The sequence below is a fragment of the Maridesulfovibrio ferrireducens genome (assembly GCF_016342405.1).
In the GTDB taxonomy this organism is placed as follows: Bacteria; Desulfobacterota; Desulfovibrionia; order Desulfovibrionales; family Desulfovibrionaceae; genus Maridesulfovibrio; species Maridesulfovibrio ferrireducens_A.
In genome coordinates this window covers 156,546-176,736 of the sequence record NZ_JAEINN010000003.1, presented here as the reverse complement: position 1 = coordinate 176,736, position 20,191 = coordinate 156,546, and the positions used below count along the sequence as shown (strand labels likewise).

21 protein-coding genes are annotated in these 20,191 nt (G+C 42.5%); 4 read left to right on the top strand and 17 right to left on the bottom strand.

Features of this window, described 5'->3' with window-relative positions:
* Window positions 1-49 precede the first annotated feature (49 nt).
* Window positions 50-316 (top strand): RNA-binding protein, encoded by a 267-nt coding sequence (locus JEY82_RS04625; protein ID WP_304083091.1) that lies wholly within the window; start codon window positions 50-52, stop codon window positions 314-316.
* A 188-nt stretch (window positions 317-504) separates the two neighbouring features.
* Window positions 505-723: a translation initiation factor IF-1 gene (gene infA / locus JEY82_RS04620; RefSeq protein ID WP_015337399.1), complete on the top strand. Its 219-nt coding sequence runs from the start codon at window positions 505-507 to the stop codon at window positions 721-723.
* A gap of 137 nt (window positions 724-860) precedes the next feature.
* On the opposite strand, the gene tsaA is transcribed toward infA, so the two are convergent.
* The 6 genes from tsaA to JEY82_RS04590 are packed head-to-tail and all read right to left on the bottom strand — an operon-like array spanning window position 861 to window position 8,043.
* Window positions 861-1,247: a tRNA (N6-threonylcarbamoyladenosine(37)-N6)-methyltransferase TrmO gene (gene tsaA / locus JEY82_RS04615; RefSeq protein WP_304083084.1), complete on the bottom strand. Its 387-nt coding sequence runs from the start codon at window positions 1,245-1,247 to the stop codon at window positions 861-863.
* A 57-nt stretch (window positions 1,248-1,304) separates the two neighbouring features.
* Window positions 1,305-2,303 carry a thiamine-phosphate kinase gene (gene thiL, locus JEY82_RS04610; protein WP_304083082.1) on the bottom strand — a complete coding sequence of 333 codons (999 nt, stop codon included), beginning with the start codon at window positions 2,301-2,303 and terminating at the stop codon, window positions 1,305-1,307.
* Between the two features lie 8 nt (window positions 2,304-2,311).
* Window positions 2,312-4,438, bottom strand: a complete 2,127-nt coding sequence (locus JEY82_RS04605) for an ATP-dependent helicase (protein ID WP_304083080.1) — start codon at window positions 4,436-4,438, stop codon at window positions 2,312-2,314.
* Window positions 4,413-5,762 (bottom strand): alkaline phosphatase family protein, encoded by a 1,350-nt coding sequence (locus JEY82_RS04600; RefSeq protein ID WP_304083076.1) that lies wholly within the window; start codon window positions 5,760-5,762, stop codon window positions 4,413-4,415. Before JEY82_RS04600 ends, JEY82_RS04605 begins: the two co-directional genes overlap by 26 nt.
* A gap of 18 nt (window positions 5,763-5,780) precedes the next feature.
* A complete protein-coding gene (locus JEY82_RS04595; RefSeq protein WP_304083073.1) occupies window positions 5,781-6,662 on the bottom strand; it encodes a DUF2156 domain-containing protein in 882 nt (293 codons plus the stop codon).
* Window positions 6,655-8,043 (bottom strand): MATE family efflux transporter, encoded by a 1,389-nt coding sequence (locus tag JEY82_RS04590; RefSeq protein WP_304083070.1) that lies wholly within the window; start codon window positions 8,041-8,043, stop codon window positions 6,655-6,657. Before JEY82_RS04590 ends, JEY82_RS04595 begins: the two co-directional genes overlap by 8 nt.
* A gap of 208 nt (window positions 8,044-8,251) precedes the next feature.
* On the opposite strand from JEY82_RS04590, the gene JEY82_RS04585 reads away from it, so the two are divergent.
* Complete coding sequence (locus tag JEY82_RS04585) at window positions 8,252-8,653, top strand: winged helix-turn-helix domain-containing protein (RefSeq protein ID WP_092161042.1); 402 nt, start codon at window positions 8,252-8,254, stop codon at window positions 8,651-8,653.
* A gap of 81 nt (window positions 8,654-8,734) precedes the next feature.
* On the opposite strand, the gene JEY82_RS04580 is transcribed toward JEY82_RS04585, so the two are convergent.
* From JEY82_RS04580 to JEY82_RS04570, 3 genes are read right to left on the bottom strand one after another with little or no spacing between them, the layout of a single operon-like run.
* Window positions 8,735-9,289: an HDIG domain-containing metalloprotein gene (locus tag JEY82_RS04580; RefSeq protein ID WP_304083065.1), complete on the bottom strand. Its 555-nt coding sequence runs from the start codon at window positions 9,287-9,289 to the stop codon at window positions 8,735-8,737.
* Window positions 9,290-9,306: 17 nt separating this feature from the next.
* Window positions 9,307-10,263: an ABC transporter ATP-binding protein gene (locus JEY82_RS04575; protein ID WP_304083063.1), complete on the bottom strand. Its 957-nt coding sequence runs from the start codon at window positions 10,261-10,263 to the stop codon at window positions 9,307-9,309.
* 18 nt (window positions 10,264-10,281) lie between these two features.
* Window positions 10,282-11,244, bottom strand: a complete 963-nt coding sequence (locus tag JEY82_RS04570) for an ABC transporter ATP-binding protein (protein WP_304083061.1) — start codon at window positions 11,242-11,244, stop codon at window positions 10,282-10,284.
* A 95-nt stretch (window positions 11,245-11,339) separates the two neighbouring features.
* Here JEY82_RS04570 and trmFO point away from each other — a divergent pair, with 95 nt between their 5' ends.
* Window positions 11,340-12,662 (top strand): methylenetetrahydrofolate--tRNA-(uracil(54)-C(5))-methyltransferase (FADH(2)-oxidizing) TrmFO, encoded by a 1,323-nt coding sequence (gene trmFO / locus JEY82_RS04565; protein ID WP_304083058.1) that lies wholly within the window; start codon window positions 11,340-11,342, stop codon window positions 12,660-12,662.
* Between the two features lie 100 nt (window positions 12,663-12,762).
* Here the strand turns inward: trmFO and dapA are convergent, their stop codons facing one another.
* From dapA to JEY82_RS04525, 8 genes are all read right to left on the bottom strand, one after another.
* Complete coding sequence (gene dapA, locus JEY82_RS04560) at window positions 12,763-13,641, bottom strand: 4-hydroxy-tetrahydrodipicolinate synthase (protein WP_304083054.1); 879 nt, start codon at window positions 13,639-13,641, stop codon at window positions 12,763-12,765.
* A gap of 21 nt (window positions 13,642-13,662) precedes the next feature.
* Entirely contained in the window at window positions 13,663-14,244 is a 582-nt protein-coding gene (locus JEY82_RS04555) for a hypothetical protein (RefSeq protein WP_304083051.1), read from the bottom strand.
* A gap of 308 nt (window positions 14,245-14,552) precedes the next feature.
* Window positions 14,553-14,828, bottom strand: coding sequence for an HU family DNA-binding protein (locus JEY82_RS04550; RefSeq protein WP_031483609.1), 276 nt, complete (start codon window positions 14,826-14,828; stop codon window positions 14,553-14,555).
* 94 nt (window positions 14,829-14,922) lie between these two features.
* The gene (locus tag JEY82_RS04545; protein ID WP_304083045.1) at window positions 14,923-15,747 is read right to left on the bottom strand and encodes a MinD/ParA family protein; all 825 of its coding nucleotides are present in this window, start codon (window positions 15,745-15,747) and stop codon (window positions 14,923-14,925) included.
* 16 nt (window positions 15,748-15,763) lie between these two features.
* Window positions 15,764-16,615: a GGDEF domain-containing protein gene (locus tag JEY82_RS04540; protein ID WP_304083043.1), complete on the bottom strand. Its 852-nt coding sequence runs from the start codon at window positions 16,613-16,615 to the stop codon at window positions 15,764-15,766.
* Window position 16,616: 1 nt separating this feature from the next.
* Window positions 16,617-17,724 (bottom strand): peptide chain release factor 2 gene (gene prfB / locus JEY82_RS04535; RefSeq protein WP_304083041.1). Its coding sequence is split into 2 segments (ribosomal slippage): window positions 16,617-17,648 and window positions 17,650-17,724, totalling 1,107 coding nucleotides; the frame shifts between segments, so codons are not numbered across the junction.
* Window positions 17,725-17,744: 20 nt separating this feature from the next.
* Window positions 17,745-19,274 carry an apolipoprotein N-acyltransferase gene (lnt, locus tag JEY82_RS04530; protein WP_304083038.1) on the bottom strand — a complete coding sequence of 510 codons (1,530 nt, stop codon included), beginning with the start codon at window positions 19,272-19,274 and terminating at the stop codon, window positions 17,745-17,747.
* The gene (locus JEY82_RS04525; RefSeq protein WP_304083035.1) at window positions 19,275-20,093 is read right to left on the bottom strand and encodes a hemolysin family protein; all 819 of its coding nucleotides are present in this window, start codon (window positions 20,091-20,093) and stop codon (window positions 19,275-19,277) included.
* Window positions 20,094-20,191 lie beyond the last annotated feature (98 nt).

Sequence of the window (20,191 nt, the reverse complement as noted above, 5' to 3'; positions counted from 1 at the left end):
CTGTCTGGTCTAGTGTTAAAAGATGCAACGTTTTATGGAGTTTTGAGAAATGTCTAAAAACATTTACGTGGGTAATCTTCCTTGGAGTGCTTCCGAGGAAGACATTAAATCAGCTTTTGAAGAGTTTGGTGAAGTTATTTCTGTCAACTTGATAACAGATCGCGAAACAGGACGTCCGCGTGGGTTCTGTTTTGTTGAAATGGATGATCAGGGTGCTTTGCAGGCAATAGAATCACTTGATGGAAAAGATTTTGGTGGACGTAATCTTAAAGTAAATGAGGCCCGCCCACGGGAGGAGCGTCCAAAACGCTGGTAATTCGTTCCGTTTTGGTATAAAGCCCCTTTGGGCTGGTGAGATTTTTTAGTTTCATCAATTCCAAATTATACCTGAAGACAGTCTTGTTACAAAATTTCCGATCATCGGGAATATCAAAAATAAAGCCTGCTGTCGCTTAAGCGTTAGTAGGCTTTTCTAATTTAAATTTAAAAAATCGAGAAATTATTTTGGCAAAAGAAGAAGGAATTGCAGTTAATGGAACCGTTGAGGAAGCTCTCCCTAATGCTATGTTCAGAGTTGAGCTTGAAAACGGCCACGTAGTCTTGGCTCATATTTCTGGAAAAATGCGCAAATTCCGTATTAGAGTAATGCCTGGCGATAAAGTTACAGTTGAACTTTCTCCATACGATTTGACTCGCGGTAGAATTACTTATCGTCCCCGCTAAATTATAGTAGGTTGGTTTTAGCGGTTATTTTATCGCTGAAATATTCCCCACGCGGGGTCGGTCTTTATTGACGACCCCGTGGGAAGAGTAGTGAAAATTTCTCTTCCGTTTTTTTGCGTGCTTTTTTCGATTGCTTCTTATGCGTTCTTTATATCCAGAAGAGGCGTTCCGTCTATAGCTTCAAGCGGATAAACTCTGATTTCAAGTCCATTTACGCTTTTTATGGTGACAGGATGGAGTCCTATCGGATTTGGACGGTCAGGTGAGCGTGTAGAAAAAACTCCCCTCATAGGGGTTGCTTTGTTTCCGCGTGGATGAACTCTCAAATAGTTTCGATCGCCTTCATGCAGCCATGAAAGCAATAAAATTTCCATGCCCGGTTTCAGTCCGTCCATAGCTTCGGAAAATTCTTCTTTGATGTGAAGGACAGCTTCAACGCCACCTTCATCACCTTGTTTAGGTGTATCTTCTCTTTTTTTAAATTCTGACTTTATAAAACCTATTATTTTTAGATCAGTATCCATTTTTTCTCCTTAAGAGCCCTCCAGGCGGCAAAATTATCAAGATTTTAAATCTTGCAACTAACCTGAAAAATGATCAAATCCTTTTTCTGAATATTTTTTGCCGTTGAGTAAAATTTCAGATCTATCAGTAAGCACTCCGATCGGGACAATTCCTTCTACTGTATTTATCAGCTCATCAAATCCATCAGCGGATGCGGCTCCGAAAAGGGCGTAATCTTCACCGCCTTGAAAAGCATGTTCTTCGGGTGGAATTCCGTTTGTTTTGGCAAATCGTATAACTTCACTGTGAAGAAGATCTTCAGGTAAAGATATTTCAGCTCCGAATGCTGTTTCGCAGCAATTAATAAAACGTGGCAGATCCCGTGCCAGTCCGTCAGATAAATCCATCAGTCCTGTTACGGATGGGAATGTTGAAAGAGTGTTACCTATTTCTATTCGTGTTTGAGGCCGTAAATGAGCCTGTACGCTCTTTGGGAAGGTGTCGCGGCTGCACGGTTCATCTTTTTCCAACAGGAGCATTCCGGTGCGCGCAAGCCCCAATGAGCCGTGTATGAAAAGTATGTCTCCCGGCTTTGCATTACCACGGGTTAAAAATTTACCCTTAGAGCCTGAATTTTGTTTCGGGTTCTGAAATGGCTCACCCCAGACCGTTACGGATATGCCAAGCGATGTACCTTTGCACAAATCTCCTCCGGCAAGGATAAGTCTGTGTCTGTTTGCAAGTTTAGCCATTTCTTTCAGGAGTGAGTCCCAGTAACTTTCATCCAGTTCCGGAGGAACGATAAGGCCTAGGGCAAAACCTTTTGGAACTCCGCCCATTGCTGCAATGTCACTGATGTTTACGGCAAGCGATTTGTATCCGATGTCTGCAGGCGAGAAGTATGAGCGCCGGAAATGCACATCTTCAAGGAAAAGATCCTTACTTATACAGAGTTCTTTGTTTGTCCGTAAAATGGAGCAGTCGTCACCTCTGCCTAAAGTTACGTGTCCGTTTATGGACGGAAAGTAAGTGTCTATGAGTGCTAGGAAATCTTGTTCGGAGTTTAAATTTTTCATTTTTTTACCTACAGAAGCTCAACGAAGTCTTCTACGATTACCTTAACTCCGAATCCCGGGAAATTAATCTTAAGTTTATTAGGATCAACTTTATCGATAATTTTACCGCGTCCGAAAATCTTATGTGTGCAATGGCCTAGTTTTTGTGCGGAACTGTTTTTTTTGTTTTCGATAGAATCCGTACTACGGGGTTTTGTGTCAAAAGACGGGACAGCCGCAATCCGCTGTTTATTCATTCCGCCGGAATATGATTCATGCAATTCGTCAAACAAGTAATTATCAAGTTCCCGTATAAAAGGACTCGGGACCGCTGGTTCATTGAAGTCAGAATTTTTACGGTAAAGTGATGCCGGGGCCGATAGAATAAGTTCTTCTTTTGCGCGGGTGCAGGCAACGTACAGCAGTCTGCGTTCCTCTTCATATTCAAGAGGTTTGTGCATTGATTTGCGGGAAGGGAATCTGTCTTCCACCAGATCTATTATGATTACGGCGTTCCATTCAAGTCCTTTTGCCGAGTGAATGGTTGAAAGCGTAAGAACATTTTCCTGTGCAGCTTCTTCACGATGCTGATCAGGATCAAGACACATGTCAGCAAGAAAACTATCGAGATCTGTATAGTTGTTTGCAATTTGTAAAAGCTGATCAAGTCCCGCTTCACGTCTTGGATAATCGTCAGGATAAGTTGCAACAAGTATCGGTGTATAAAGAGGAATAACAACTTCAAGGGACGTTGCAGGGGATGATCTTTTTTCTCGCAATCCGTCGATATCAGCAAGAATATCTTTAAGCAGGGAGTATTTTTGAGTGTATTTGTTGATAGCGTTTATATCGCCGGAAATGACGGTATTCGCAATTTTTTGAGCTGTTTTAGGACCGACCCCTTTGATGTGACCGAGGCAGCGTTGCCAAGCAATAATATCAGCAGGATTAGAAACAAGACGCAAAAAGGAAAGAACATCCTTAATATGTGCGGCTTCGTTAAATTTAAGACCGCCATATTTTTTATAGCCTACACCTAACCTTTTGAGTGCAACTTCCAGCCCGTAACTCTGATATCCCGCTCTGAAAAGAACAGCGACTTCTTCGGGACCGTGTTTTTTCTGTAATTCGATAATACGGTCCAGAATTCTTGTAGACTGGCTGAAATCACTTAGCGGAATCATCAACTGCGGCTTTTTGCCCCATGTTTTTTCAGTGAACAGTTTTTTATCAAATTTATTTGCAGCGCCATCCAGAATTGCGTTGGTAATATCGAGTATCGGTTGAGTTGATCGGTAATTTTGTTCAAGGCGAACTATTTTTACGTCATTAAAAATTTCAGGAAATTTAAGGATGTTGGTGACATCAGCGCCTCTGAAAGAATAGATGGATTGCGCATCATCGCCGACAGCCATTACATTGCCGTTTTTACCGGCCAGATGTTGTACAATACGGGCCTGCACAAGGTTAGTGTCCTGATATTCGTCCACCATGATATATTGGAAGCGGCTGCGTAATGAATTTCTGAGGAACTCGTCTTTTGAAAGCAACTCTTCAAGATAAAAGAGGAGATCGTCATAATCCATCAAACCGTGCTGTTTTTTGTAGATGGCATAACCATCTGAAATCTGTTCCATTTCCTGTCCGTAGCAAGCGAGGTGGAATGCCTCAGAATTAAGCAGGAAATCTATGGAGACTTCTTTGTTTCTGGATTTGGTCACCATATCCAGCAGGGTAGCTTTTTTTGGGTAGGAACGATCTTTCTGGCCGAATCCGAAGTTGCTTTTAACTTCCCGTATGACATCTTCACAGTCGCCACGGTCCATGAGCGTAAAACCGTTTGGAAAGCCTATTTCGGCGCTGTTCTGCCGCAGAATAGAAAAAGCGAATGAATGAAAAGTTCCGCCATTGGTTCCATGCAGAGGTCTGCCCAGAATTTGTTCAGTTCTGGTCAGCATTTCCTGAGCGGCTTTGCGGGTGAAGGTCATCAGCAGGATTGATTCAGGCGGGATTCCTTGTTCGACAAGCCATGCAAGTCTGTAGACAATAGTTCTGGTCTTTCCGCTGCCTGCTCCGGCAATAACAAGTACCGGACCTTGAGGGTTCGTGGCTGCTTCATATTGCGCTGGATTAAGTTCTTTTTTGAAATCGATCATTTTTTTGTCTCCGACGGGCATGGGGTGCTGGGGAAGGGGAAATATTGAACCAGTTCAGGATCATTTTACCTGTGTCGCGCATTAAGTCGGCTTGTTCTCCGTCTGAGCTGTAAAAAAAAGCATCCCCGCGGGTATGAGTACCGGTTCTTCCGAAGAATCCAAAAATATCTTTACGGTCGAATTTAGCTTTAAGGTCAAATCCGGGTTTTGCTGTGCAAATTAAATCCGGTGGATTGCCGATGGCGGTTTCGCCGTAAAGTTCAGTGGTTGTTTGAACTGATTCCATAACCTGCTGACCGTTAAATTCCAATTTCATAAGATCAAAAGCTATATTTTCAGCTATGGATTTAACTTCGTGCCTGCTCACTTGCCCTCTGTCGAATTTCTCTGCTGTATGGATATATATTCTGCCGGGATCAAGTGCAAAAGCTTTGCTTTCATCACTGATGGCGGTTGAATCCCATTGGTCAGAGGGAATGTGCTTAAGGCTTAGAAGTCCCTTTTGAATGAGGAACGCATTGAGGTCAACCTCGGTTTTAAGAGATGTGAATCCGTGGTCGGCAAAAGATATCAGCTTTTTATCGCCGGGGAGAGTATCAAATTTATCAAGAACCCGTCCGATTGCTGCGTCCCATTTAATCATGAAATTCATACAAACATTGTGCAAAGGGTGATTAGTGTCTTCAAACGCCGGATAGAGGAAATGAAAGAGTCTGTCCGTTTCTGTAAAGACTATTACAAACAGATCCCACGCAAGGTCGTTCCAGAGCATTTCGAATGCGTTAAGTCTGCATTCGAGTGTCTTGCTTACTTGGTCTATCAGATATTGCGGGTCCATCAACCCCTTGGTTGTGTCTGCCTCTAAGATAAACCCTGACTTTTTAAGCGGTGCGAGTAGAAACTGCGGGTAAACAGCTTTTTCAAGTGAATCCGCTACAAAGCCGGAAATGAGCATTCCTCTTAACGGACGCGCAGGGTAGGTATTCGGAAGGTTAATCACTTTGCTGACTAAACCTTTTTCTCCTATGCGGTCGAAAATAGTAGATCCATAAACATTGTCGAAATTGTTTATGGATAGCGTGTAAGAGCTTCTATCTAATTTCGTAAAACCGTAAACACCGTGTGTTTCAGGTCCGGCTGCTGTGAAAAAAGACGTCCAGTTTACAGGTGACAGTTCCGGAGTTTCAGCGGTTAGCGGCTTGTTTTTACCCGCAATTCTATTAAGGTTAGGCAATCTTGCCGCCATTTTAACAGCAAGAGACGCAGGAAGTCCGTCAAGTCCGAGAACTACGAACCTTTTACGTTTTGTCGATGTCAGAATCATTTAATTTACCTGAAAAAATTAGCGAACTGTGATTTCGTATTTTTTCATAAAATCAACAGGATTGTATGAAAGTTTAGCTTTTCGCAGACCCGGTTCACCAAGATCCTGTTCACGATTTACAAATTTTTTATCACTTGCAGAGTTTTCAAGGAACATCTGGTTGATTGCCTGATATACACCTTTAAAATAGGTGTTTCCTTTTTCAAAGTGAATTACAATTGTATCATTACCCAGTGGCTCAGCTATTGTGTAGGCTATTATACGTCCGTCAATGCGAAGTGTTCCGCCTGTGAGATGTGTAATGGTGTCCATTTCTTTAAGTACTTTTGAAATGGCTTCGTTTTCCGCAACAAGTGCTGCTGAATTATTGTTTTCTTCCTGCCAGCGGTACCAGTCAAATTGCATTTCAAGCACTTCTTCTACGCAGTCAGGGGTAATTTCTCTATATTCGAAGTCATATTTTTTGATAAACTGATGCAGCAGATTCTTTTTTTTGTGAAATTTTTTGCCACGAAGTTCTATTAATTCTTCGACTGAATAAACATAGTCAAAGTGATCACGATTTTCTTCCAGTATAAGTTTGTCTCCGAAGATGCCTTGCAGTTGCAGAGCCAGTTTTTCAGGGATGCGGGTGAATCTGGTTCCGGGTGTGTTCATCATCTCACACTTTTCCCAATTGATACTTTCCCAATCGCCGATAGGAGCCCAATGTATAAGATCCGGCTTGGTCTGTCTTACCCACACAAGATTGTCTGAGCAGTTAAGCTCAAGGCCGTAGTAATCTGTCCATCCCCAGATATTTGCGAAAGTATAATCTGATGTGAGCTGACCGCATGTCTTTAAAACTTTATCAAATTTATCTTGGCAACAGAGAGTTATCGGGCTGAATTGTTTATCCATGATTATTCCTTTTCTTATTACTAGTCATACTGAATTTTTGCCAGTTACGGCATGAAAAAACATATAACATTATTGAGGCTTGAACTATTTGTGAAAGCAGCATCGCTATCCATATTCCGGTTGCTGAATGAAAGATTTCATGTCCGAGATAATATGCAAGCGGCAGTCTGAATCCCCATATTGTAAAAGTAAAAATAAAGAGGTTGTAGAGAGTCGCACCTGCTCCGTTTAGCGCTCCCGCCATAATCATGGAGGTGAGAGTGAACGGGATGGCCAGCATATTAAAGAACAGATAGTTTACAGCTTCATCAAGAACAACCAGCTCAGGCGCAATGATTGCCGTTATGGGTCTGATGAACTGCCATAATCCCAGAGCAGTAAGGCTCAAAAAGGCTATTGCCAGAAAGAGTATGCGAAAACCGAATTTTTTAGCTTCTTCGGGTTTGCCGTCGCCGAGGTAATGACCGATGATAATTGAGGCGGTCATGTTAAAAGCAAACGCAGGAAGGAAAAGAATGGACTCAATTTTAATTCCGGCAGTCATTCCCGCAAGGGCTACAACATTTTCAAGGGGCAGACTGGCTGTAATTGAATAAAGAATCAGATATCCGGAATGCCAGACAAGTTGCATAAGTCCGCTGGGCCATGCAACTTTCAGCAAATAAGGGAAGGCGTTGCGAACCCATCTATACGGGGCAAATGATTTTCTACGAAGCGAGCCTGATTTATAAAGCAGAAAGAGATTAAAGACTGCTCCGGCTGAAACTGAGTAGAAGGTTGCCAGAGCAATACCTTTATATCCCAGATCAGGAAAGCCCCACATTCCAAGGCCGAGTCCAAGATCTAGAATAGTATTAAGGACCGTTACAATGATCATGCTGTAGAGTGGTAGAAAAACCTGCTTTTGCGCTCTGAAAATTGCGTTTGTGATGATGAGAAGGTAGTAAAGAGGAAGCAGGTATAGAAATATTTCTATAAAATATTCCATAACATAGCGCATTTCTTCAGGGACTCGTAGAATGCTCAACATTCCATTTCTAAATGGAAAACCGATAAGAAAAATTATTGACCCGAGCACTGCGCCGAGTTGAAAGCAAAGTCCGACATACCGTTTGGCTCTGAGCAGAAGACCTGCGCCGATGGACTGACTGATTGCTGCAACAGAACCGTTCGCGACAGCCATGCCGATGACGAGAAAAAAGAATAGAGATTGGCTGACCATGCCCATTGAAGCTTGAATTTCGCGGCCAAGTTTACCGGCAACCCACACATCAACAAGTCCGATCATAAGATGAAAAATCATCATCAGGATTTGAGGCCATGATAGGCTCCATATAGTTTTATATGGAGAGTGGGTCATGTTGGTGGTGTTCATTTCCATCAAGTAGAGAAGCTCCGTAGTCGTACAAGGTTAAGATAAGTATCCATTATAATTATATATCTTAATTCTGTAGGCGGTGTTTTAATTTTGCCAAGAGATTAAACTTAGTTATAGTTTTAGGAAAAGCAAGGGGTTGTTTTCAGTCGTCACACTTTATGTTAAAAAAAAATAGATGGCTATGAATTGTAATTTTTTAGGAGGAAAAGACATGTCCGGTGATGATGAATTTTGTCCTAGAGTCAGGCTTAACCTTTGGCTGGAAACGGACGAAGGTATGCTTTTCGGCCTAGGACGAGCTCAGCTCCTTGAAAAAATTGAAGAGTTGGGATCACTTAATAAGGCGTCAAAAGCACTTGGTATGTCGTATAGAGCCGCGTGGGGAAGGATTAAAAATACGGAAGAAGTTCTTGGGGACTCGCTTGTACTTAAAACCAGAGGTCGTGGCGGGTGCAGTCTAACGCCGCTTGGAGAGCGTGTGCTTGAAGAATATCGTCAATGGGCAAAAGAAGTTGAAAATTTTGCCGTTATGACTGCTAGAAAATCATTTCCATGGAAAATTTCTTCTTTTGATGAAGATGTTGAAAGAAAAAAGGAAGAATCAAGTGAATAGTTTTTTACTATTTCGATAACATATAAAAAGGGGAAAGCTTAAAAGCTTCCCCTTTTTCCGTGAATCTATTTTTGATGTGATTTATTCAAGCCCTACTTCTGGAGCAATTTTTTCAATTGCAGCAATTGAAATTGTAAAAAATTCTCCCAAATCAAGACCGATATGTTCGCATTCGTTTATAATATCCCGATTTACACTTGCAGCAAAAGCCTTTGCTTTCATTTTCTTTTTGAGGCTTTTCGGTGTCATGCCTTTCATGCCTTCAGGGCGTATAAGAGCGTTGGCGTGTATGAGACCTGTGACGGTTTCTCCGCAGCGCAGTGCAAAATCAAGATCTGTATCAGGCTTTACCCCGTTTAATTCTGAATTGTGTGCTCTAATCGCTTTGGTTGAATCCGAGGGCAGGTGTTCTTCAAGTATTTTTGCTGAAACCAGTCCGTGATTCTCAGGTAATTTGCATGTTTTGCTGTAATCAAGGTCATGCAGAAGACCTGTAAGAGCCCATTTCTCCTGATTTTTACCAAGTCTCTCCGCAAGAGCTCTAAGCACAGCTTCAGATTCAAGTGCGTGATGAATGAGATTCTCTTCAGGGGTATTGTTTTTCAGCAGTTCAAAAGCATCATCTCTGGATATCATGTTGGACTCCTTTCCTCTTAGTATAGGTGGCAGAAGACCGTATGGTCTTTTTTTATTTCTTTACGCATGGGCGGAGTTTCTTTGCATATATCCATAACCTTCGGGCAGCGCGGGTGAAAAGGACAACCCGGAGGCGGAGATATAGGGCTTGGCATATCGCCCGGAATTGAAACATCAGCCATTTGAATGGTCGGGTCCGGAATTGGAACCGCTTCAAGTAGTATCTGAGTATATGGATGAAGTGGATTATGGTAAAGTTCTTCGGTAGGGGAAATCTCCATGAGTTTGCCCAGATACATTACTGCTACGCGGTCGCTTATATGACTTACTACCGATAAGTCATGTGAAATAAACACGTAGCTTAGAGCAAATTCTGTTTGAATTTTTTTGAGTAAATTAAGCACCTGTGCCTGAACGGAAACATCAAGCGCAGAGACTGGTTCATCACAGATTATGAGGTCTGGATTCATTGCAATCGCTCGTGCTATCGCAATACGCTGTCTTTGTCCTCCTGAAAATTCATGAGGATATCTTTTGGCATGTTCCGGGCGCATTCCAACCTGAACAAGTAACTCTTCAACTCGTTTAGAAATCTCCAGACGTGTGCCGGTTTTGTTGATTCTCATTCCTTCCGAAATAATATTCCCGACTTTCTGTCGCGGATTAAGCGAAGAGTACGGGTCTTGAAAAACCATCTGCATCATGGTGCCGATTTTCGAAGAATCCCAATCTTTAAAAGTTTTTCCTTTGAAAAATATTGTGCCTGAATCTGGAGACTCCAATCCTGTGAGCAACCGGGCAAGTGTCGACTTGCCGCACCCTGATTCTCCTACAAGGCCGAGTGTTTCGCCGTTTCTTACTTCCAGAGAAATATCATTAACGGCTTTGATGGTCGCTTTTGATAACGAAAGAATTCCACTGCTGACCGGGTAGTGTCGTTTGATATTTTTTATTTCAAGAATATTAGTTGTCATTTTTTTACCATAAAAAAATTACGCATGCAGCCAGCAGCGAATTTCTCTTCCTTCTTTACTCATTAACTGTGGTTCTTGTTGTTTACATTTATCAAAGGCAAATTTACATCTGGGATGAAATCTGCATCCTTCGGGCAGATTATTCAGGGCTGGAACATTACCCGGAATCGGCGTGAGTTCCGTACGGCTGCCGAGTTTAGGTACTGATGCAAGTAAACCTTGAGTATAAGGATGTAGCGGTTCTTTGAATAAATCATAAATATTTGAGCACTCAACAAGTTGCCCTGCGTACATGACCGCAACGCGTGAGGCTACTCTGGCAACAACTCCCAGATCATGGGTGATTAGCATTATCGAGCCGTTCATTTTCTTTTTCATGTCATCAAGCAGCCGCAGTATCTGTGCTTGAATTGTCACGTCTAAAGCAGTGGTAGGTTCATCTGCAATGAGTATTTCAGGATTACAGGCAAGAGCCATAGCAATCATGACACGCTGCCTCATTCCTCCGCTCAGTTCATGTGGAAAGCTGTTAACTCGTTTTTGAGGATTGGGAATGCCCACAAGGATAAGGGCTTCTATGGCGGCTTGTTCTGCTTCGTGTAGATCAAGTCCTTTGTGGAGCCTGAGAGTTTCGCCGATTTGATCGCCGATTTTAAAAACCGGGTTGAGCGAAGTCATGGGTTCTTGAAAAATCATGGAAAGATGATTTCCGCGAATTTTTTGCATCTGTTTATCAGTCATTCGGACTAAGTCCTGATTTTGATAAATGACCTGTCCTTCAGTGATTCTTCCAGGAGGATCTGGTATAAGACCCATGATGGAAAGGGATAGAACCGTTTTTCCGCAGCCGGACTCACCTACGACTGCTAAAGTTTCTCCTTGCCCTAACTCAAGACTGGCATTATCCACAGCCCTGATGATTCCGTTAGGAGTTGCAAAAGATGTTGTTAAATTCTTGATTTTTAAAATTGGTGCAGTCATAAGTCAGATCTAGTCCGTATGCTTGTGAAATTTATTTACTAGCATAGTACTAATAGAGATATCTAAAAAATTCAATCGACTTTGGAGTAGGCTACGTGGAAAAAATAGCAGTTATCGGTGGCGGTTTGGCCGGGTGTGAGTGTGCAATGCAACTTGCAAAGGCGGAAATTCCCGTTGTTCTTTTTGAAATGAAGCCGGATCGTTATTCCGAAGCCCATCATATTCCGGGACTGGCAGAACTGGTTTGTTCCAATTCGCTTCGCTCGGGAGATCTAAGCACTGCTGTCGGCGTACTTAAAAAAGAGATGGAATCTTTAGATTCAGTGGTCATGAAGGCTGCTATGCAGTCCAGAGTTCCTGCGGGTTCTGCTGTTGCAGTAGACCGTGATATTTTTTCAAATCTCGTGACGGAAGCTCTGGAAGCAGAAGAGCTTATTACGATTGTTCGCAAAGAAATCACTTCACTTGATGATCCTGAGCTTGCAGAATTTTCTAAAATTGTAGTTTCAGCGGGCCCTTTGGCTTCCGAAGCATTAACTGAAAGTTTAATTGCAAAGATTGGTGGCGGACGTCTTTATTTTTATGATGCGATTGCACCGATAGTGAGCAAAGATTCAGTTAACATGGATATTGCGTTTTTTGGTTCACGATATAAGCCTGAAGATGACGACTATTTGAATTGCCCCATGACTGAAGAGCAGTACGCTGCTTTTCTTGCCGAACTCAAGAAGGGGGAAAGGGTTGTTCCGCGTGAGTTTGAAAAAGAAATTCATTTTGAAGGTTGTCTGCCTATAGAAGAAATGGCAGATCGCGGAGATCAGACGTTAACTTTTGGTCCGCTCAAGCCTGTCGGGCTGATTGATCCCCGTACCGAAGAAATGGCTTATGCTGTTGTGCAGCTGCGGGCTGAAAATAAAGAAAAAACGTCATTTAATCTTGTCGGTTTTCAGACCAAACTTAAATATCCTGAACAGAAAAGAATTTTCAGAATGATTCCCGGGCTTGAGAATGTGGAGTTTTTAAGACTTGGAAGTATTCACCGCAATACATATGTAAATGCGCCGGATGTCCTTGACGAAAATCTAGCTTTGAAAGCTGATCCGCGCATTCATCTTGCCGGGCAGATCACTGGAGTAGAAGGGTATCTGGAATCCGCCGCTTGCGGGCTGTGGGTAGGTCTTTTCTTAGCTCAACAGGCAAAAGGGCGTACTCTTTCTGCCCCTCCTGCTGAAACATCAATGGGAGCGTTGCTCGGTCATCTGCGTGAACATAAGAAGAATTTTCAGCCTTCAAACGTTCAGTTCGGTTTAATGCCGGCACTTAATAAGCGCGCACCTAAAAGAGTACGTAAAGAGCTTTACGCTAAACGGGCTATGGAAATGTTTGAAAACTGGTTTAATGAAAATTTGGGTGAATAGATAATTAGCCGAAGACAAAAAAGTTTATCAAAAAAAGCCCCCGAATTGAGAATATCTCGATTCGGGGGCTTTTATGTGTGGTAAAACTTATTTGTAGCTTTTAGATTATTCCGTTGTCTTTCAGAATATTTTTTAGCTCCAATTCGTTTTCAGGAAGCAGGGGAACAATGGGAAGTCTGAATGAAGTTTCGAGCTTACCCATCATTCCAAGGGATGTTTTAACGGGAATAGGATTCGTTTCAATAAACATCGCTCTGTTAAGAGGCTGTAGTTTATAATGGATTTCCTTTGCTTTTGCGGTATTCCCTGCGCGATATGCCGCACACATTTCACTCATCAGCTTTGGAGCGATGTTTGATACTACTGAAATCGCACCATGGCCGCCGATGGAAAGTAACGGAAGCACTGTAAAATCATCACCTGAGAAAACTATGAAACCTTCGGGGCATTGTTCAATAAGGTTTGAACATTGTTCAAGGTTTCCTGTCGCTTCTTTTACACCGATAACATCGGGAACTTCTCTTGCTATTCTTGCAATTGTTTCGGGCTGGGCATTAAGACCAGTTCTTCCCGGCACATTGTAAAGAAAGAAGGGCATTGACGCTTCTTTAGAAAGAGCCTTGAAGTGTTCAAGGAGTCCCTGCGGGGTCGGTTTATTGTAATAAGGAGTGATCTGGAGGGTGGCATCAGCACCTGCTTTTTTAGCAAGAACTGTAAGGTATACGGCTTCTTTAGTATTGTTAGAACCTGCGCCAGCGATGACCGGGACACGTCCCTTGGCCTGCTCGACACAGATTTTTATAGCCTCACCCTGTTCTTCGTGAGTCATAGTTGCCGCTTCGCCGGTTGTTCCGCATGGAACTAAACCGTCGATGCCTTGTTCAATCTGCCATTCGATCAGTTCACGATACGCATTCTGATCAATTGCTCCGTCCTTGAACGGAGTAACCAGAGCAGTGAATGCTCCTTGGAAAGTCATTTTTGCCTCCTGAAGGTCAACCTATTTATCGTCTGAAATGCCTTCAATGAGCTTCAACACAGTTGGTTCTTGACGATTATTTTTACGTAGGCTTTGTAGAAACCATCGAATATTCTGCCCTGAAGTCCATTTGAAATCAGCATCCCGGGACGGCCACTGAAAAATATCAATCCTATTGACGGCTTTTCCGGTAGGGTAGCTGCGGACCCATAAAGTTTTGCCGTTGTCATCAACAGCTCCGGTCATTCCCGGTCCGTCCCCACTTCCAAGAAGAATATCGAGGGGAGCTTCTGCAAAAACTGGTGAAGCAAGAAGTTTTTTTTCTTTAAAATATCCCCAGGAACTAATTCCGATCAGGATATCTGTTTTGTTTTTAAACTTCTTAAAAAGTTCTGTTAATTCAACAATTAACTCTTGAGATAAACCCTTAGATTCTTTTTCAAGGTAAGGCAATATTATGAACCCGGCTTTTTTGCCGTGAGCTAAAGGGATAATTTTGACTGAAGTTTTGTTGCAGTTGATCCAGTTTTCAGGAATTCCGTTTGGCGAGTCTTTTAAAAAAATTGCCTCAGCAGGACTGAGAATCCCTAAATCATAATTCATAAACTGGAATGATTTAGAGAGAGCATCTCTTTTAAGAGCAGGGACTGATTCGCCGGATGTAGGTAAAAATTCGAATGCTCCGCCAACAAAAAAACTCTCGGGACTTTTAGAGTCTCGAAGATCTATAAAATAACCAGCCCGCCGGGCCAGTCCTCCAAGTGTTTTTCCGCCTCATGTAGGACAGGGGTTAACTGTCCCGAAGGTGTTGGCAGTGTATACAATAGATAATGCCACATCCTTGCCAGCATGAGCTTGAAAAGGAAGTCCAATGCTGGCAAGGATGAAAAGAATAAATATGTATAGTCGCATTAACCGTTCAAAAATTCTTTAAGCTCTTTACCTGGGCGGAAGAACGGTAATTTTTTAGGGGTTACACTAACAACAGAACCCGTTTTCGGATTTCTGCCGGTATAGCCTTGGTATTCTTTCATTTTGAAACTGCCGAAACCTCTAATTTCAACTCTGTCACCACGGACAAGAGCTTCTTTTATGGCATCGACAAATGCATCAACAATTTCGGAAGACTCGTCTACATGGAGTCCTTTTTCTTCAGCAAGATTCTTGATCAGTTCACTTTTGTTCATTGTCCTCTCCCAAGTCGTGTTGAGTGTGACAAGCAGTTTTAAATATTATTAACACAACTATGCCGAAAAGTTGTCCTTTTCGTCAAGTGTTTTATTAGGTGGATAGATCCGGAAATTTTTTAATAACAGGTCTATCACCTAATTTACCCATATTCTCCATCCGGATCTTTTGAATCTTGACAGCGATATTTAGAATATCGCGGCTTGCCTCGGATTTCGGAGCATATTTAAGAAAGGGTATTTGTCGTCTAACTGCTTCAGTTACCGCAGGATCATAGCGCACAAAGCCTATATTTTTCAACTTAATATTAAGAAATTTTTCACAGGCCATATTTAGTCTGTCAAAAGTATCTTTAGCTTCCTTAGATGTTGTTGCCTGATTTACTATTATATTGAAATCACTTACTTTGTGCTGAGTGTGGAGAACTTTTATCAGAGCGTAGCTGTCAGTCAGAGAAGTTGGTTCGGGTGTTATCACAACAAATCTCATTTGAGCAATTGTTGCAAAAGAAAGAACTGTGCTGTTAATTCCAGCTCCAAGATCCATAACTAAATACTGGTAACGTCCTACCAGTTTGGAAATTTTACTGAAAAGCATTTCCTGCATGTCCTCATCCATTTCAACAAGCTCAGGAACTCCGGATGCCGCTGGCAGAATGTCAAATTTTTTACCTTCTTCAATAGGAATGACTACGTCTGATGGTTTGGCTCCGCTGATAAGAAGGTCCTGCATGTTGCTTTCGGGAGAAATTCCTAAGAGAACATCAAGGTTGGCCAGACCTAGGTCGCAATCCATAAGGAGCAGACTGTTTCCACCGGCATTAAGAGCATATGATAAATTCAGGGAAAGGTTCGTTTTTCCGACTCCGCCTTTTCCGCTCATTACTGCCAGGCTAAGTGTTTTATTCGCGTTGATCATTATTAATTCCGCCCCTTTATTTTCCCGTGAATAAAAATTTCTTTTCGTTGGCATGAACAAGAGTTTTTCTTGTCACTGATTCAAAATCTAATATGTCTGCGGTGCAAATACGGTTTTTACCAGTATTTTTAGCCTCATATAGAGATTTATCTGCCTTTTCAATGAAGTCTTGCATTTGTATATCTATTAACCCCTTGTAAGTGGCTAATCCGACAGAACAGGTTATAGAAAAAGTCTCTTTGCCATGCGGCTTTTTAAACGTCAGTGTTCTTGTTTTTTCAAGAAGGCGTTCAAGTAATTGTTCAGCTTTAAATTGTCCGGCCCCGGAAAGAATAATTGCAAATTCTTCTCCGCCGATTCTGGCAACAAGGTCATACCTGCGAGAACTGTTGGATATCATGTCTGCAAGGTCTATCAGAACTTCATCCCCTTTAAGATGTCCATATGTATCGTTGACAGTTTTGAAGTTATCAAGATCCAGTATGGCGAGGCTGACAGGGGTTTTGTTTCTTCTTGAGCGTTCAATTTCCTGATCGAGAGTTTTTTCAAACGCCCTTCGGTTTGACAGTCCTGTCAGGGGGTCATGTTCGGTTTTGTAAGAAAGAGTCTGCAATACACTTTGGACGTGTTTAAGGTGCGGTGTAATGTTCTCTTCAAGTGGGATTGTCATCCAGTCATTGAGACCGTGACGTTCTGCAAGAATTTTCCACGCACTGAGAGTCATGCCGGGGCAGAGTCTGAGAACGGCAAGGCCATCCAGACAGTTTTTACCAAAGCAAACGTTTTTTTCATCGCAGAAGCGTTCTCGTACTGAAAGGAGTTCATCCAGCAGATAGGCTTCATTCTCAGCAATATATTCAGCGTTCATTTTATCCGCCATATGCATGAAGCAGGTAGTTTCTGACTAAATCATCAAGTTCACCGTCAAGAACCGCGTCAACATTTCCGTCTTCTGCGCCGCAACGATGGTCCTTAACCAGTCTGTAAGGCTGTAGGGTGTATGTTTTAATCTGACTTCCCCACGCAATTGAATCTTTGGAGGAGTAGTCGGCTTTTTTACTTTCTTCCTGTCTTTTCAGCTCTTGCTCGTAAAGACGGGATTTCAAAACTTTCATAGCCGTTTCTTTATTTTTGAGCTGAGATTTTTCATTCTGGCATTGCACAACAATATTTGTCGGCAGATGTGTAATACGCACCGCTGAATTTGTTTTGTTGACGTGTTGCCCGCCGGGACCGCTTGCGCGGAATACGTCCAGACGGATATCATCATCTTTAACTTCTATTTCAATATCGTGAGATATTTCAGGATAAACATCGACTGAGGCAAATGAGGTATGTCTTCTGCCTGATGCATCATACGGAGATATGCGGATAAGTCTGTGAATTCCGGCTTCTCCTTTCATAAAACCGTAAGCGTAAAGTCCTTTGACTTGAATAGTTACACTCTTAATACCGGCTTCATCACCTGGTTGAAGATCAAGATAACTGGCTTGCCAATTTCTTTTTTCGCACCAGCGCATGTACATTCTAAGAAGCATTTCTGCCCAGTCCTGAGCTTCAACTCCGCCTGCACCCGGATGAATTTCCAAGATGGCGGTGCTTTTATCTTCAGGGTTGGAGAGAAGAGTCGCAAGTTCAGTTTGCTCAATTAGATTAGAAAGCTTTGTGAGGATCTCTGAAAGGGTTTCCAGAATTTCCTGATCCTGATCTTCTGCGGCAAGAATCAGCCATTCTTCCACATCACTTTTGGTCGAAGAAAGTGCTTCGTATGAGGCTACTTTTTCTTCAAGTATGCTTTTTTCTCTGAGAACAGGGGTAAGCTCATCCGGCTTATCCCAAGCTCCGGGCTTGCTCAGGTCGTGTTCTATTTCTTCGAGGCGCTCTTTACATTGAGAGTGGTCAAAGTCGCCCCCAGAGGCTGATAAATTTTTTGTTGCAGTTTGCTGCTTTGGATTTTAAGTCCGAAAATTGAAGCATTGTTTTTCTGTATAATCCTTTTAGTATTTTCTTTTATTGCCTGATACGAGGTGGGCAATTGCTATCCATATGACGAACAATAATGTCAGAAATAACGGGCCGTATGTCATTAATTCATAGTTGGAACTGAAAAAGGTCATTCCTGTCATCAGTTCGGGGGTTGTCAAAATAGCTGCATCAACAAATAAGCCGGTTGAATCAGATACTTTGCCGAGTGGATCAATGCACGCGGAAATTCCGGTATTAGTGCCTCTAATCAGATAACGTCCCTGTTCCACAGCTCTGAGTGAGACCAGCCCGAGGTGTTGAAACGGTGCGGATGTTTTTCCGTACCATGCGTCATTACTGATGTTAATCAGCAGGTTTGCACCTTTTTCGACTCGTTCCTGAGCAAGTTCCGGGAAGATTCCTTCATAGCAGATGAGTATCCCCATAGCAAGGTTGCCGCTTTGAAGAGGGCTGGCATCTTTGCCCGGAATAAAATCTCCAATGCCCTGAACTAACTTATCAATAGGTAAATATTCTTTAAGAGGTACATACTCTCCGAAGGGTACCAGATGTGATTTTTCATACCAGTCAAGGGTTGTTTTGTGTGGATCAAGGAGGAGAGCTCTGTTGTATAATGAGTAAGATTTGGACTGCGGGTGCAGAACATAACCCGGTGCACCTGTTAAGAGGGGGGTGCCGGAATCTTTGCTGAAGTTTAACAGAGTTGCACGCATGTCGCTCGGATCTTGTATCTGGAAGGGCATTGCTGTTTCCGGCCAGACTATCAAATCAGGTTTGACTGCGAAATTTTTGCTCAGTTTTATATATTTATCAAGCGTGGCAATCTGGTATTTAGAATCCCATTTTGATCCTTGATCAATGTTGCCTTGCACAACTCCGATTGTAGCATTTCCAATGCTGCGGAGTGTTGAGAAAGTTTCCGGCTGAGTTCTCAGAACTCCGAGTAGGACAATAGCCGTCAAAATGCCAACACTCCAGATTTTTGCAAGGTTTGAGGATTTCCACGTCAATAGGCCTGTTGTGATGGAGGCTAAAAGTCCGGAAAGTCCATATGCTCCTACAAAAGCTGCACCTTGAATTGATTCAGGCCAGAAGGAGAATGCGGATGAAAGAGTCATCCACGGAAAGCCTGTAAAAAAATATCCCTGTGCAAACTCCATGGTTGTCCAAAGAAGTCCGCTGAAAATGCAAAGCATGAAAGGATGTAGCTTGCGGGCGGCAATGTTTAATATGAACGTATAAAGTCCATAGTAACCTCCTACCGCCATAGCCATAAGAATCGGGCAGGGGATAGCAAGAAACCATGATATTCCGCCGTAAACTCCGACTGGGTAGGCAAGCCAGTACAGGCATGCAAGACAAGCAAAAGAACCGACGATCCATCCTCTTTTAAGAGCTTCGCGCGGCGAGCGTGCTGAAAAAGCAACTAAACCCAGAGCCAAGGGGAATCCCAAGGCGGCCGCTGGAAAGTGTACAGCAGGGTTTGCATAGCCGATTCCGGCACAAATCGTAGCAATTAAAATCGGGAGGACTAAGTTCATCTAGCTGCCTTTGGGAGGTTCTACAAGAATGGAAGTAATTTGCTTAGCATCACTTTCGTGTACAGTGAATCTGTATCCAGACACATCGATAAATTCACCGATATGAGGTATTCTTCCCATTAGTTCGGATAGATATCCACCGATTGAATCCACGTGTTCAGATTCCAGATCAAGGTCGAATTTTTCAGAGACTTCACATAAAGAAACTCTGCCGGAAACCATGAAGTTGCCATCCTCTCTTTCATAGAAATCCGAGGGGCGCACAACATCATGTTCGTCGGAAATGTCGCCGACGATTTCCTCCAGAACATCTTCCATAGTTATCAGACCGGATGTTCCGCCATATTCATCTTGCAGAATTGCCATGTGGTTTCTGCCTGATTGAAACTCTTTCAGCAAGGTTTTGATTTGTATATTCTCGGAAACAATAAAAGGATCACGCAATATTTTTTCCAGTGATTCATATGTTTGGCCTGCCAAAAGAGGAGCTATAATGTCTTTGGCATGAACAATTCCAACAATATGATCTTTGGTGTCCATATAAACGGGAATTCTGGAATGCCCGTGCTCTATTATCTGTTCGGCAACTTCAGCAAGTCCCCCGCTTATTTCAGCACCGATTATATCGGTACGGGGAATCATTATTTCATTTGCAGTTGTGTCTTTGAGTTCAAGAACATTAAGTAGCATCGAAACAACTTCGCTCTTTATTTCGCCTTCTTCCCGAGCTTCGAGAATATGTTCTTCGAGAGGTGAGTCTGTTTTTCTAAAGAGATTAATTAATTTGGCCCATAATCGGCCCTCAGAGCCATCGTCCAAGTGAATTCTCCTGTTTGCAGTTTAAAAACATTTTAGAAATTTATTAGAACTATTTCGTATAGTAAGTAATTATTATGTAGGGCTTGTGTCAACAATCA

Coding starts and splice junctions, on each gene's coding strand:
- JEY82_RS04580 (WP_304083065.1), bottom strand. CDS start 9,289: ATGATATCCAGAGATGATGCTTTTGAACTGCTGAAAAACAATACCCCT.
- JEY82_RS04590 (WP_304083070.1), bottom strand. CDS start 8,043: ATGGAAATGAACACCACCAACATGACCCACTCTCCATATAAAACTATA.
- lnt (WP_304083038.1), bottom strand. CDS start 19,274: ATGAACTTAGTCCTCCCGATTTTAATTGCTACGATTTGTGCCGGAATC.
- JEY82_RS04540 (WP_304083043.1), bottom strand. CDS start 16,615: ATGAACGCTGAATATATTGCTGAGAATGAAGCCTATCTGCTGGATGAA.
- dapA (WP_304083054.1), bottom strand. CDS start 13,641: ATGACTTTCCAAGGAGCATTCACTGCTCTGGTTACTCCGTTCAAGGAC.
- JEY82_RS04595 (WP_304083073.1), bottom strand. CDS start 6,662: ATGGATAAACAATTCAGCCCGATAACTCTCTGTTGCCAAGATAAATTT.
- JEY82_RS04545 (WP_304083045.1), bottom strand. CDS start 15,747: ATGATCAACGCGAATAAAACACTTAGCCTGGCAGTAATGAGCGGAAAA.
- JEY82_RS04625 (WP_304083091.1), top strand. CDS start 50: ATGTCTAAAAACATTTACGTGGGTAATCTTCCTTGGAGTGCTTCCGAG.
- JEY82_RS04555 (WP_304083051.1), bottom strand. CDS start 14,244: ATGAATTATGATTTAGGGATTCTCAGTCCTGCTGAGGCAATTTTTTTA.
- JEY82_RS04570 (WP_304083061.1), bottom strand. CDS start 11,244: ATGACTGCACCAATTTTAAAAATCAAGAATTTAACAACATCTTTTGCA.
- JEY82_RS04585 (WP_092161042.1), top strand. CDS start 8,252: ATGTCCGGTGATGATGAATTTTGTCCTAGAGTCAGGCTTAACCTTTGG.
- JEY82_RS04550 (WP_031483609.1), bottom strand. CDS start 14,828: ATGAACAAAAGTGAACTGATCAAGAATCTTGCTGAAGAAAAAGGACTC.
- thiL (WP_304083082.1), bottom strand. CDS start 2,303: ATGAAAAATTTAAACTCCGAACAAGATTTCCTAGCACTCATAGACACT.
- JEY82_RS04575 (WP_304083063.1), bottom strand. CDS start 10,263: ATGACAACTAATATTCTTGAAATAAAAAATATCAAACGACACTACCCG.
- tsaA (WP_304083084.1), bottom strand. CDS start 1,247: ATGGATACTGATCTAAAAATAATAGGTTTTATAAAGTCAGAATTTAAA.
- JEY82_RS04600 (WP_304083076.1), bottom strand. CDS start 5,762: ATGATTCTGACATCGACAAAACGTAAAAGGTTCGTAGTTCTCGGACTT.
- JEY82_RS04605 (WP_304083080.1), bottom strand. CDS start 4,438: ATGATCGATTTCAAAAAAGAACTTAATCCAGCGCAATATGAAGCAGCC.